Source organism: Saccharopolyspora flava, from assembly GCF_900116135.1.
Classification (GTDB): Bacteria; Actinomycetota; Actinomycetes; order Mycobacteriales; family Pseudonocardiaceae; genus Saccharopolyspora; species Saccharopolyspora flava.
Genome location: NZ_FOZX01000006.1, coordinates 42,298 through 55,183, shown reverse-complemented (window position 1 = coordinate 55,183; position 12,886 = coordinate 42,298). Strand labels below are relative to the sequence as shown.

The 12,886-nt window shown below is 72.9% G+C and carries 10 protein-coding genes; 3 read left to right on the top strand and 7 right to left on the bottom strand.

The features are described 5' to 3' along the window. Window positions 1-97: 97 nt before the first annotated feature. Complete coding sequence (locus BM424_RS18190) at window positions 98-1,723, top strand: TM0106 family RecB-like putative nuclease (RefSeq protein ID WP_425442038.1); 1,626 nt, start codon at window positions 98-100, stop codon at window positions 1,721-1,723. Between the two features lie 195 nt (window positions 1,724-1,918). Here the strand turns inward: BM424_RS18190 and BM424_RS18185 are convergent, their stop codons facing one another. Together BM424_RS18185 and BM424_RS18180 are read right to left on the bottom strand one after the other, a co-directional pair. Beyond that, a complete protein-coding gene (locus BM424_RS18185) occupies window positions 1,919-2,677 on the bottom strand; it encodes an SDR family NAD(P)-dependent oxidoreductase (protein WP_093419478.1) in 759 nt (252 codons plus the stop codon). A 50-nt stretch (window positions 2,678-2,727) separates the two neighbouring features. Next, window positions 2,728-3,684 (bottom strand): aldo/keto reductase, encoded by a 957-nt coding sequence (locus BM424_RS18180; RefSeq protein ID WP_093419476.1) that lies wholly within the window; start codon window positions 3,682-3,684, stop codon window positions 2,728-2,730. Between the two features lie 160 nt (window positions 3,685-3,844). Between BM424_RS18180 and BM424_RS18175 the strand changes: the two genes are divergently transcribed. Together BM424_RS18175 and BM424_RS18170 are read left to right on the top strand one after the other, a co-directional pair. Then, complete coding sequence (locus BM424_RS18175) at window positions 3,845-5,152, top strand: UDP-glucose dehydrogenase family protein (protein ID WP_093419474.1); 1,308 nt, start codon at window positions 3,845-3,847, stop codon at window positions 5,150-5,152. A gap of 302 nt (window positions 5,153-5,454) precedes the next feature. Continuing rightward, complete coding sequence (locus BM424_RS18170) at window positions 5,455-7,257, top strand: gamma-glutamyltransferase family protein (RefSeq protein ID WP_093419472.1); 1,803 nt, start codon at window positions 5,455-5,457, stop codon at window positions 7,255-7,257. Here the strand turns inward: BM424_RS18170 and BM424_RS18165 are convergent, their stop codons facing one another. The 5 genes from BM424_RS18165 to BM424_RS18145 form a co-directional block, all read right to left on the bottom strand. Continuing rightward, complete coding sequence (locus BM424_RS18165; protein ID WP_093419470.1) at window positions 7,258-8,394, bottom strand: glycerate kinase family protein; 1,137 nt, start codon at window positions 8,392-8,394, stop codon at window positions 7,258-7,260. A gap of 216 nt (window positions 8,395-8,610) precedes the next feature. Then, the gene (locus BM424_RS18160; protein WP_245775944.1) at window positions 8,611-10,032 is read right to left on the bottom strand and encodes an SLC13 family permease; all 1,422 of its coding nucleotides are present in this window, start codon (window positions 10,030-10,032) and stop codon (window positions 8,611-8,613) included. Window positions 10,033-10,247: 215 nt separating this feature from the next. Then, window positions 10,248-10,910, bottom strand: a complete 663-nt coding sequence (locus tag BM424_RS18155; RefSeq protein WP_093419468.1) for a response regulator transcription factor — start codon at window positions 10,908-10,910, stop codon at window positions 10,248-10,250. After that, window positions 10,907-12,364 (bottom strand): sensor histidine kinase, encoded by a 1,458-nt coding sequence (locus tag BM424_RS18150; RefSeq protein WP_093419465.1) that lies wholly within the window; start codon window positions 12,362-12,364, stop codon window positions 10,907-10,909. The genes BM424_RS18155 and BM424_RS18150 overlap by 4 nt, the downstream gene beginning before the upstream one ends. Further along, window positions 12,354-12,668 carry a hypothetical protein gene (locus tag BM424_RS18145; RefSeq protein WP_093419463.1) on the bottom strand — a complete coding sequence of 105 codons (315 nt, stop codon included), beginning with the start codon at window positions 12,666-12,668 and terminating at the stop codon, window positions 12,354-12,356. The genes BM424_RS18150 and BM424_RS18145 overlap by 11 nt, the downstream gene beginning before the upstream one ends. Window positions 12,669-12,886 lie beyond the last annotated feature (218 nt).

The following is a 12,886-nucleotide window of genomic DNA, read 5'->3' as shown; positions in this document are numbered from 1 at the left end:
GGGTGTGCACCCGCTGTGGTCGTCGCCGGTACGCGATGTCACCGGGGTGATGGGCGCGGCTGTCAGGGCTACCGCATACCCTTTACGCGTGAAGGAGATGGTGCTGCTCGACGCGGGCGTGGTGACGCGGTGCCGTCGACGCGTGCACTTGGAGAACGACCCGGCGATGCGCGAGGTCGAGACCGCGCCGCTGGACCTGGGCGTCGAGCAGCGCATCGCCGACGCCACCGAGCACCGCCGCTCCGTCGCCGCCCAGCTGGGTGAGCTGCTGGGCGAGTCCTGGACCGAGATCCCGCGCGGCGTCCCCTACGCCGAGCGCGCCCGGCTCACGCTGGAGGCGATGCGCGAGGGCGTCGGGCACATCTCCGGCGCGCAGCTGCCCGACGACGCCGACGGCGGCAGGCGCGGCGCCATCGACCTGCTGGTGCGCAGCGGCAACGGCTACGTCCCGGTGCTGGTGGTGCGGCACAAGGTCACCGACCCGGGCAGCGGGGCGAAGGTCTCGCCGATCGGCGAGCCGGTTCCCGAGGCTGCGGCCGTCGACTCCACCCGCAAGGTCCGCCCGCAGCCCCGCGACCAGCTGCGCCTGGTGCACGCGGTGCGGCTGCTGCAGGCGTGCGGGTTCAGCGCGGGCGATCGGACGGCGGGCGTGATCGGCGTCGACGCCGACGTCGTCGTCTGGCACGACCTGCGCAGCCCCAACTGGCCCGGCGGGCGCACCGCGCTCGCCGAGTACGACGCACGCTTCGGCGACCGGCTCGACGTCGCCCGCGCCGCCGCCCGCGGCGACGAGCCGCTGGCGCAGCCGTCCCGGATCACCGAGTGCCGCGGCTGCCCCTGGTGGCCGACCTGCGAGGCGCAGCTGCGCGAGCGCAACGACGTGAGCCTGGTGGTGCGCGGCGAGGACGCGACCGCGTTGCGCGGCCAGGGCATCACCACCGTCGACGAGCTGGCCGCGACGCCGCTCGATGCCGCCGAGGACCTGCAGCTCACCGGGGTGCGCAACGCCGACGCGATCCTGCTGGCCAAGGCGTGGCTGCGGGAGATGCCGCTGGTGCGGCGGGTCCGCGAGCTCGACGTGCCGCGCGGGGACGTCGAGGTCGACGTGGACATGGAGAGCTACGCCGACGCCGGTGCCTACATGTGGGGCTGCTGGCTGTCGGGCGCCGACATCGGCGAGGAGCAGGGCTACCGGGCGTTCGTGACCTGGGATCCGCTGCCGACCGACGACGAGGCGCGGTCCTTCGCCGAGTTCTGGAGCTGGTTCACCGGTGTGCGCCGCAAGGCGTTCGAGCGGGGCTTGAGCTTCCGGGCCTACTGCTACAACGAGCTGGCGGAGAACCGCTGGATGCTGGCCTCCGCGGAGCGCTTCGCGGGCAAGCCCGGGGTGCCGCCGGTGTCGGAGGTCAAGGAGTTCATCGCCTCCGCCGAGTGGGTCGACCTGTTCGCGGTGGTCCGCGACCAGTTCCTGTGCCCGAACGGCAAGGGGCTCAAGGTGATCGCCCCCAGCGCCGGGTTCTCCTGGCGCGATCCGGAGGCCGGCGGCGAGAACTCGATGCGCTGGTACCGCGACGCGGTCGCCCTCGACGGCGGCGAGCAGGACCTCAGCCAGCGCGAGCGCCTCCTCACCTACAACGAGGACGACGTCCGGGCCACCTACACCATCCGCACCTGGATGACCTCGCAAGCAGCCCACGACATCCCCTACGCCGAGGACCTCTGACCCCGCCCTCCGGGGCCGCGGCGGTGGTCCGGCCGAGCGCGTTCGTCACCAGTGGACAGTTTTAGCCATAATTGTCCCGACATTTTGGACATTGATCATGGGTAATTATGGCTAAAACTGTCCACTGGCCAGGACTCGGAGCCCGGCGCGGCCCCACCCCGGGTGATCAGCCCGCCGAGGTGGGGCCGCGCGGGGTCAGCGGGGGGCCATGCGGAGGGCGCCGTCCATGCGGATGACCTCGCCGTTGAGGTAGTCGTGCTCGACGATGTCGAGGGCGAGCTGGGCGTAGTCCTCCGGGGTACCGAGCCGCTTCGGGAACGGGACGCCGTCGGCGAGGCCCTGGCGGAACTCCTCGCTCACCGTCGCCAGCATCGGGGTGTCCACGATGCCCGGGGCGATGGTCATCACCCGGATGCCAGACGACGACAGGTCGCGGGCCGCGGGCAGGGTCAGGCTCGCGACACCGCCCTTGGACGCCGCGTAGGCGGCCTGCCCGATCTGCCCGTCGTAGGCCGCCACCGACGCGGTGTTGACCACGACGCCGCGCTGCCCGTGCTGGTCGGCCTCGGTCTCGCCGATCGCGGCCGCGGCCAGCCGCATCACGTTGAACGTCCCCAGCAGGTTGATCTCCAGGACCTTGCGGAACAGCTCCAGGTCGTGGACGCCCTTGCGGCCCGCGATGCGGGCGGACGGGCCGATGCCCGCGCAGTTCACCACGATCCGGAGCGGGTTCCCGGCGCCGGCCGCCTGCTCGACCGCGGTCTGTACCTGGTCGGCGTCGGTGACGTCGGCCGCGGTGTAGGTGACGCCGTCGACGATCGGGGCCTTCTCGATCGCGCCCGGCAGGTCGACCGCGAACACCTTCGCGCCCCGCCCGGCCAGCGCCCGCGCCGTGGCCGCTCCGAGGCCGGACGCCCCGCCGGTGACGATCGCTGCGGTGTCGGTGATCTGCATGCTGGTTCTTCCTCCTGGTGTTGCCGGAAAAGCCGGTGTTGCCGGAAAGGTCACGCCGCCGGGCAGATGCTGTCCAGCGCCGCGAGGTCGTCGGGTCCCGGGACCCAGTCCGCGGCCTGCGCGTTGGCCCGGACCTGCTCGGGGGTGGTCGCCCCGGCGATGACCGAGGCGACCGGGTCCTGCGCGGCGAGCCAGCCGAGCGCGACGGTGCTCATCGGGACACCGCGCTGCTCGGCGAAGACCCGCAGCTTCTCGATCCGGTCCCACGGCGCGTCGGCGAGCAGCTGCGCGCGCCCGGCCAGCCTGCTGTCGGCCGGCGGGATCTGGTCGCGCCGGTACTTGCCGGTGAGCAGCCCGTTGGCGAGCGGGAAGTACGGCAGCAGGCCGATCCCGAAGCGCCGCGCGGCCGGCACCACCTCGCGCTCCACCTCGCGGGACAGCAGCGAGTAGTGGTGCTGGCCGGACACCGGCGCGGTCAGGCCCGCCGAGTTCGCCGTCCAGGCCGCGTCGGCGACCTGCCAGCCGGGGAGGTTGCAGTGCCCGACGTAGCGGATCTTGCCCTCGCGCACCAGGTCGTCGAGCACCGAGAGGGTTTCCTCCAGCGGCGTCAGCGGATCCGGCCGGTGCAGCTGGTACAGGTCGATCCAGTCCGTCGCGAGCCGCCGCAGCGAGGACTCCACGGCGCGGCGCACGTACCGGCGGGAACCGCGCGCGCCGAAGTCGGGGCCGTTGGCGCCCTGCATGTCCACGCCGAACTTGGTGGCGATGATCGCCAGGTCGCGCCGCCCGGACAGCGACTGCCCGAGCAGCTCCTCGCTGCGCCCGCGCGGCGTGCCGTAGGCGTCGGCCACGTCGAAGAACGTGATGCCGCTGTCCAGCGCGGCGTCGACGACGGCGCGCGCTCCGGTCAAGGTTTCGGTGGCGGTGCCGGGCCTGCCGAGGTTGTTGCAGCCGAGACCGACCGCGCTCACCGCGAGACCCGATTCCCCCAGACGTCGCTGATCCACGCCGCGCAGCCTAAACGGCAGGTTCCCAACTCGTCACCTGCGACGTCGGGAGCGTGAACTCTGAGCGAAGCGGGTTTTCCCAGCTCGAACATGTGCCACGATCACTTTCGAGGGGGCTGGAGGCGACCGCCCGGTCGTTCTACGGAAGGGGTTGGGGCCTGTGTTCGCCCGTCGAATCGTCGTTGTCGGCACCGGCTACGTCGGACTGACCACCGGTGCGTGCCTGGCGTCGCTTGGCCACCGCGTGGTGTGCAGCGACGTCAACGAGCAGAAGGTCGCCGAGCTCTCCCGGGGCGAGGTCCGGATCCACGAGCCCGGCCTGGCGGAGCTGGTGCAGGAGGGCATCGCGGCGGGCCGGCTGGAGTTCGTGGTGGGTTCCGCGGGCGCGGTCGCCGAGGCCGAGGTGGTGTTCCTGTGCGTGCCGACCCCGATGGGGTCCGGCGGCGCCGCGGACCTGGCGGTGGTGGAGGCCGTCGCGCAGGAGGTGCGCGAGGTGCTGCCCGCCGGCTGCGTGATGGTCACCAAGTCGACGGTCCCGGTCGGCACCTCGAAGCGGCTCGCCGAGCACCTGGACCGCGCCGACGTCGCGGTGGTGAGCAATCCCGAGTTCCTGCGCGAGGGTTCGGCGGTGCACGACTTCCTCAACCCGGACCGCATCGTCGTCGGCTCCGACACCCAGGACGCCGCCGAGCGGGTCGCCGCGCTGTACTCGCGGCTGGGCGCGCCGACGGTGCTCACCGACGCGGCGAGCGCGGAGATGGTGAAGTACGCGGCGAACTGCTTCCTGGCCACCAAGCTGTCCTACGTCAACGCGATCGCGGAGCTGTGCGAGCAGCTGGGCGCCGACATCACCGACGTCACCGAGGGCATGGGCTACGACCGGCGGATCGGGCAGTCGTTCCTGCAGCCGGGGCCGGGCTGGGGCGGGTCCTGCCTGCCGAAGGACACGGCGGCGCTGCTGCAGGTCGCCGAGGCCGTCGACTTCGACTTCCCGCTGCTGCAGGCCACGATCTCGTCGAACGCGCACCAGCGGCAGCGGATGGTCGCCAAGGTCCGCGAGGCGTGCGGCGGCACCCTCGCCGGCGAGCGGATCGGCCTGCTGGGCCTGACGTTCAAGGCGGGCACCGACGACCTCCGCGACTCGCCCGCCCTGGAGGTCGCGCAGCTGCTGGCCGCCGAGGGCGCCGATCTCGTCGCCTACGACCCGGGCCTGCGCGGCGACGAGCCGGAACTGCCCGCCGGTCTCACCCTCGTCGACGACCCGTACCAGGCGGCCAAGGAGGCCTCGGCCCTGGTGCTGCTCACCGAGTGGCAGGAGTTCCGCGCCCTGGACTGGAACCGCATCGCCGACGCCCTCGCGGGCCTGGTCGTCGTCGACACCCGCAACCACCTCGACCCCGACGTCCTCTGCCGCGCCAACCTCTCCTGGCGAGGAGTAGGCCGCACCCCCGTCACCGCCCTCAGCTGACCCCGTCACCACCCTCGATACCCCGGTCACCGCCCTCGATACCCGGTCACCACCCTCGATACCCCGGTCACCGCCCTCGGCCGACCCCCGTTCTCGACGTGGGTGACCCGATTACGCCGGTAATCCGCACGCGGAATACCGCCGTAGTCCGTACCCGGAATACCGCCGTAATCGGGGACCGGATTACGGCGGTAATCGGGGACCCGAATACCGGAGTAATCGGGTCGACCACGTCGAGAACCGGTGGGGACGTGGGGAATCGGACCCTCGTCAGGGGCTTTTCGGGGTTCTAGGGTGAGCGCGTGTTCACGACTCGGCCGGAGCTCGCCGGTACTCATGGGATGGTCGCGTCCACGCACTGGCTGGCCTCGGCGGTGGGGATGGCCGTGCTGGAGGACGACGGGAACGCGTTCGACGCCGCGGTGGCCGCCGGGTTCGTGCTGCAGGTGGTGGAACCGCACCTGAACGGCCCGGGCGGTGAGGTCCCGGCGCTGTTCGCCACCGCCGCCGACCCGCGCCCGAAGGCCTTGTGCGGGCAGGGTCCCGCGCCCGCGGGCGCGACGATCGGGCACTACCGCGACGAGCTGGGACTCGACCTGATCCCCGGGACCGGGCTGCTCGCCACGACCGTGCCGGGCGCCTGGGACGGGTGGCTGACGCTGCTGCGCGACCACGGGACGAAGACGCTGCGCGAGGTGCTCGGCCACGCGATCGGCTACGCGCGCCGTGGCTATCCGATCGTGCCGCGGATCAGCGAGACCATCGGCATGGTCGCGGGCATGTTCCGGGAGCACTGGCCGACTTCCGCGCGCTGGTGGCTGACCCCCGGCGGCTCGGTGCCGGAACCGGGTTCGGTGCTGCGCAACCCGGTCCTGGCCGACACCTGGGAGCGCCTGCTCGCCGAGGCCGAGTCGGTCACCGGCCGGGAGGCGCAGATCGACGCCGCCCGCCGGGCCTGGTCGCAGGGCTTCGTGGCCGAGGAGGTGGAGCGGTTCGCGCGGATCCCGCACCGCGACAACTCCGGCCGCGACCACGCGGGCGTGCTCACCGCGCAGGACATGGCGGAGTTCGAGACCACCTACGAGGAGCCGCTGACGGTCGACCTGCCGGGTGGCTGGACGCTGGCGAAGTTCGGCATCTGGTCCCAGGGACCGGCGCTGGCCCAGCAGCTCAAGCTCGTCGAGGACCTCCCGGTGTCCTACGTGGACGGTGTCGCCTCGGCCGACACGGTGCACGCGGCGGTGGAGGCCGCCAAGCTCGCGTTCGCCGACCGCGAGGCCTTCTACGGCGATTCCGCCGACCCCGGCGTGCTGGCCGACCTGGTCTCCGACGGGTACGCGGCGCAGCGCCGCACCCTCATCGGCGAGATCGCCTCGCTCGACCTGCGCCCCGGCTCGCCCGGTGGCCGCACCCCGGTCCTGCCGGCGTTCGTCGCCGAGGGCAGGGGAGTGGGCGGCGCGTTCGACCCGAGCGGCGTCGGCATCGGCGAGCCGACGGTGCTGGCCAACGGCGAGAGCCGAGGCGACACCGTGCACGTCGACGTCGTCGACCGCTGGGGCAACATGCTCTCGGCGACCCCGTCCGGCGGGTGGTTGCAGTCCTCGCCGACGATCCCGGAACTCGGGTTCTGCCTGGGCAGCCGCGCCCAGATGTTCTGGCTGGACGAAGGACTCCCGAACTCGCTGGCTCCGGGCAAGCGCCCGCGCATCACGCTGAGCCCGTCGCTGGCGCTGCGCGGCGGCGTCCCGGCGCTGGCGTTCGGCACGCCCGGCGGGGACCAGCAGGACCAGTGGCAGCTGTGCTTCTGGCTGGCGCACGTGCGCGGCGGCCTGAACCTGCAGGCCGCGATCGACGCGCCCGCCTGGCACAGCACCGCGTTCCCGCGCTCGTTCTACCCGCGCGAGTGGGAACCCGGTGGTGTGGCGGTGGAATCGCGCCTGGGCGCGGACACGATCGCGGAGCTGACCAGGCGCGGCCACCACGTCACCGACAACGGCCCCTGGTCGCTGGGCCGCCTCTCGGCGGTCTCCCGCGACCCCGACACCGGCCTGCTCAAGGCCGCCGCCAACCCGCGCGGAGCCCAGGGCTACGCCGCGGGCCGGTGATCACGCCGCCGGGAGGGTCGTTCCCAGCAGCAGCATTCGCAGGGTTCGGGCGGTGGCGTCGGTGATCAGGCGGGGTGCCCCGGTGATGGCGTCGGGGAGGGCGACCGGGCCGGTGAGGATGCCGGTGATCGCGTCGATGCCGTGCTCGTAGCTGGTGTCGGCGCCCGGGCCGATGGTGCCGCACAGCGCGATCACCGGTTTGCCGTGCCGCTTGGCGCGCCGCGCCACCTCGGTCGGGATCTTGCCGAGCGCGGTGGAGGCGTCGATGGCGCCCTCGGCGGTGATCACCAGGTCGGCGGTGCGCAGCCGCTGCTCCAGGTCGGTGCTGCTGAGGAACACGTCGAAGCGGGATTCCAGCCGTGCGCCGAGGATTCCGGCGAGTCCGGCGGCCAGCCCGCCGGAGGCCCCGGCGCCCGGTAACCCGCCCAGGCCCGGGTCGAGCAGCCGGGCCCAGTTGTCCATCGCCGCGGACAGCAGCTCCACGTCGTCGGCCGAGGCTCCCTTCTGCGGGCCGTAGCGGCGGGCGACGCCGTCCGGGCCGCAGAGCACGTTGCGCGGGTTCACCGCCACCGTCATGTCCACTTCGGACAACCGGCGGTCGAGCCGGGAGACGTCGACGCGGTTCGCCCGCAGCAGTTCCGCGCCACCCGCACCGATCTCGCGGTCCTCGTCATCGCGGATCCGCGCGCCCAGCGCCTGCAGCGCACCCGCCCCGCCGTCGCAGATGCCCGAGTCGCCGCAGCCCACGACGATTCTTCGCGCGCCCGAGTCCAGCGCCGCGCGGATCAGCTCGCCGACGCCCCGGCTGGTGGTGCGGCCGGGATCGCGGGCGCCGGGAGGGACCAGCGACAACCCGGCGGCCGCCGCCATCTCCACGAACGCGGTGTCCTCGTCGAGCAGCGCGAAGTGCGCGTCCACCGGCTCGCCGACCGGACCGGTCGCGGTCACCGGCACCAGCGCACCCCCGGTCGCGCGGGCCAGCAGCTTCGCCGAGCCCTCACCGCCGTCGATCAGCGGCACGGTGTCCACGACGCTGCCGGGGATGACGCGCCGGATGCCGGCCTGGATGGCATCGGCCACCTGCTCGGCGTCCAGACACTCCTTGAAACCGCTGGGAGCCACCACGATCCGAAACATGTCCCCTCCAGGGATTGAAAATTGATGGGACTTGCGTTGCTTGGCGGTGCGGGTGGCGGAACCTGAGCGCCTTCGTGGACTCCGTGCGCCGCTCCTTGAGTATTCGAATACGCGGCGTCCCGGCGTACTCGCCACGAAGGCGCTCAGAACCCGCGGCGGTGCGAGTTGCTCGGGTGGCGGAAGAGAATGCGGCTCCGCCGCATGGTGGAGCACCCCCTAGAGCGACAGGCCCAGGGCGGGCCAGATGAGCAGGGCGAACAGCAGGACCAGCACGGCGGTGAGCGGTCCGAGGACGAGGGCGAGGCGCCGCAGGTCGCGGGGGTCGTACTCGTCGGCGAACAGCGCGAGCGGTTTGGCCGAGGACGGCAGGGTGTGGCAGAAACCGGCGGCCGCGGTCGAGGCGAACGCCACCGCGACCGGGTTCGCCCCGACCGCCAGCGCGGCGGGCACCAGCAGCGGGACCAGCACCGCCGAACGCGCCGAGCGGGACGTGACCAGCAGGTGCAGCGCGGTGCTCAGCGCCACGACGGCGATCAGCAGCGGCACCGGGCCGTCGCCGACCAGCGCGTGCCCGGCGATCCACCCCGCCGCGCCGGAATCGGTGAGCGCGGTGCCCAGCGCGCCCGTCGCGGCCATGAACAGCAGCAGCGACCAGGGGATCTCGCCGACCGCGGCCTTCATCGGCACGGTCCCGAAGCGCGGGGACACGACGAGCAGCGCGGCGCCGAGCGCCACCAGCGCGGGCGGCAGGCCGTGCCACGGTTCGGTGCTCCACAGCAACACCACGACGGCCAGCAGCGCGGCGGCCCGGACCTCGGTGGGCCGCATCGTCTCCGGCACCTCCAGCTCGGCGCGCAGCGCGGCGACGTCGACGCGCAGCGGGGTCCGCCGGTCCGCGCCGCCCGCCCGCAGCACGAGCTCGGCGGCCAGGTGCGAGCTGACCAGCGCGAACGGCAGTCCCCACAGCAGCCACCAGCCGAACCCGATGCCCTCGCCGGTGGTGGCGGCCAGCACCTGGCTGGTGATCAGGTGCGCTCCGGCACCGGTCAGGGTGGCGATCGCGGACAGCAGGATCACCACCGGCACGAGCAGTCCGGTCGTGCGGACCAGCCGTTCCGGCAGGGCGGACGCGAGCGCTCGGTGCAGCGGCAGCGCCATTGCGGCCCGGCCGCTGGTGCTGGGGATGAGCAGCGCCGTGCCGACCAGGCCGAGCGCGAGCAGGTGGCACAGCGACCGCGGTGTCCGCGCCCGCCCGGCCAGGCCGAGCGCGATCCGCGCGGGAAGCCCGGTCCGGTTGATGCCGGCGGCCAGCATGAACGCGGCCACCAGCAGCCAGATCTGGTCCTCGCCGAGCGCCGCGAACAGCCGCTCGGACTCCAGCACGCCCAGCACCGCGAGCGCGGAGGCGGCCAGCAGCGCGACGAAGGCGTCGTCGATCCGGGGTCTCGTCCAGCCGATGATCGCCGCGCCGAACACGACCAGCGTCAGCACGCCGTCGCGGCTCAGCGAGCCCTCCGGGGACTGGGCCGGGACGGTGAGCACCGCCGGCACTCCGAAGACGCCGACGCCGGCGAGGGTGAACCCCACGGCCCATCCCCGCCCGTCGACCGGGTTCGCTTCCACGCTCTTGGCCTGCACGAGAACCACTCTCGGGCGCGCCCCTAAGGCTTTCGTGAACCTCGCGTGAGAGCCCCTTCATCCCCAGTTGTCCACATGCCTGTGGATAGAGTTATCCACAGGCATGTGACCAGGGATGATCGAACCGCTCAGGCGTGGTTGTGCACAGCTGTGGATGAACTTATCCACAGCTGTGCACACACTCGCCCCCCGGGGAAACCCGGGCGAGAGCGGGGTCAGCCGCCGAGGCGGTAGCCCATGCCGCGGACCGTGCCGATGTGGCCGTTGCCGATCTTGCGGCGCAGCGCCCGGACGTAGACGTCGACGACGTTGGAACCGGGATCGAAGTCGTAGCCCCACACGTGGGAGAGGATCTGCTCGCGGCTGAGCACCTGGCCGGGATGCCGCAGGAACAGCTCCAGCAGCGCGAACTCCCGGGCCGTGAGGTCCACCGTGCCGTCCGGCACCTGGGCGCGGCGGGTGCGCAGGTCCAGCGACAGCTCGCCGTCGCGCAGCACCGTGACCTCCTCGGCGCGCTCCGCCGAGCGCAGCCGCAACCGGATGCGGGCCAGCAGCTCCTCGAACCGGAACGGCTTGGTCATGTAGTCGTCCGCGCCGCCCTCCAGGCCGGCGACGGTGTCGTGCACGGTGTCCCGCGCGGTCAGGATGATCACCGGCACCGCCACCCGCCGGGCGCGCACCTCGCGCAGCACCGAGAACCCGTCGCGCCCGGGCAGTCCCAGGTCGAGCACGGCCAGGTCGTACTCGCCGTCGACCAGGTGGTGCAGCGCCGCGTCGCCGTCGGCGACGACGGTGGTGGTGAAGCCGTTGGCCCGCAGGCCCTTCTCGATGAACGCGGCGATGCGCTCCTCGTCCTCGACGATCAGGACCTTGCTCATGTCGCGTCCTCCGCGCTCGTCGCGGGCAGTTCCAGCCGGAAGGTCGCGCCCGACCCGGGGGTGGAGCGCACCAGCACCCGGCCGTGGTGGGCGTCGGCGATGGCCCGGACGATCGCCAGGCCGAGCCCGGCGCCGCCCTTGCGGCCGCTGCCGTGGGTGAACCGCTCGAAGATCGAGTCCACCTCGGCCGGGTCGACGCCCGGCCCCTCGTCGCTGACCCACAGCTCCACGGTGCCCTCGCCGACGGCCGACCCGATCCGGATCGTCGAGCCGTCCTCGGTGTGCTGCACCGCGTTCTGCGCCAGCTGCACCATCGCCTGGGTGATCCGCTGGCCGTCCAGCTCGAACTCGCCCTCGCCGATCTCGGCCAGCACCCAGCGCCGGTCGCCCAGCGTGCGCACCTTGGCGTCGATGTCGCTGGTCAGCTCGGCCAGCGACACCGGGGCGGGGGAGACGAAGTCCGGCCGGTCGGCCTTGGCCAGCACCAGCAGGTCGTTGACGATGCGGGTCATCCGGTCCAGCTCGTCGGTGCACAGCCGGACCACCTCGTCGCGCTCGGCGGGATCGACGCCGAGCAGCTCCAGGTGGCCGCGCACGATGGTGATCGGGGTGCGCAGCTCGTGCCCGGCGTCGTCGACGAACTGCCGCTGGATGCGGAAGGCGTCCTCCAGCCGGTCGAGCATCGCGTTGAACTGGTCGGCCAGGGCGGCGATGTCGTCGCGCCCGTCCACCGGGATGCGGCGGGTGAGGTCGTGCTCGGTGATCTCGGCGGCGGCCTGCCGGACCGCGCGCACCGGAGCCAGGATCAGCCCCGCCACGATCCACGAGATCAGCGCCGCCAGCACCACGCCGAGGGCGCTGACCAGCAGCAGCACCCGCACGCTGCGGTCGACCTCGGCGGTCTCGGCGGCGATGTGCCGCTCGACGACGAACCACGCGCTGCCGCCCTGGGCGGTCTCGGCGCGCACCTTCACCCAGTGCACCGGGCCGGTGGCGGTGTCGAGGACGCCGTGCGCGCCGGGGGCGTCGACGATCTGCCGCAGCACCGCCCGGTCGTGCGCGACGGCCTTGATCGGCTCGGTCTGCTCCTGCGAGACGACGCCGAGCCCGCTGGCCACCGGCCACGCGCCGATCAGCGCCTCGTCGGTGTCCGGGTACTGGTGGCCGAGGTAGTTGTGCAGCAGCGTCGCGGGGTCGGCGAGCATCCTGCCGGTGACCGGGTCGCGCCCGTGCTCGGCGAAGGCCACGAACTCCCTGGCCTCCTGCTCGAGGGAGTTGGTGACCCGGCGGTGGACCTCGTCGTGCAGGTACTCGCGGACGATCACGATGACCGTGAGCAGCACCAGGACCAGCACGAGCAGCAGCCAGCCCATGATCTGGGCGCGCGCCGGGACCCGGGTGCCGCGGCGACCGGCGAGCCTGGTCAGCGGGCGGGTGGGGAGATCAGTCGTCATCGTCGTCCGCGTCGTCGTCCGGGTCGTCGTCGTTGGGCGCCGGTGGCGGCAGCTCGGCGGGAGGCGGCGGGGCCCCGGGCGCGTGCACGTCCGGTGGAGCGGGTGCGTCGGTGGGCCCGGGGACGACCGGCAGCGGCACGCCGGTGTCCGGTTCCGGGCCGGGGCCGGGGGTGCTGCCGACGCGCACGGTCTCGGGGATCTGGGGCGCGCGGGTGCCTCCGGTCAGCGCGAAGCTGACCAGCACGGCGGCGATGGGCAGTGCCAGGGCCGCGAGCAGCAGGACTCCCCGGGGAACGGAACGCATGGGTCCACTCTGACCTGTCGCGGGCAAGCCCAGGTGAAGCGGGGATGAGAACCTCCTCATCTTCGCCGCCGCGCGGTGGCCGCGATCACCGGCGACCGGGTTCTCGGGGGAGAGGTCGTGGAACGGCCGGAACCATGAGAATTATTCGTGAAACAAATTCCTCGGAGCGTTCGTGAAGAACTGTCACAAGATTCCGGGTGAAGCCCGGCTACCAGCCG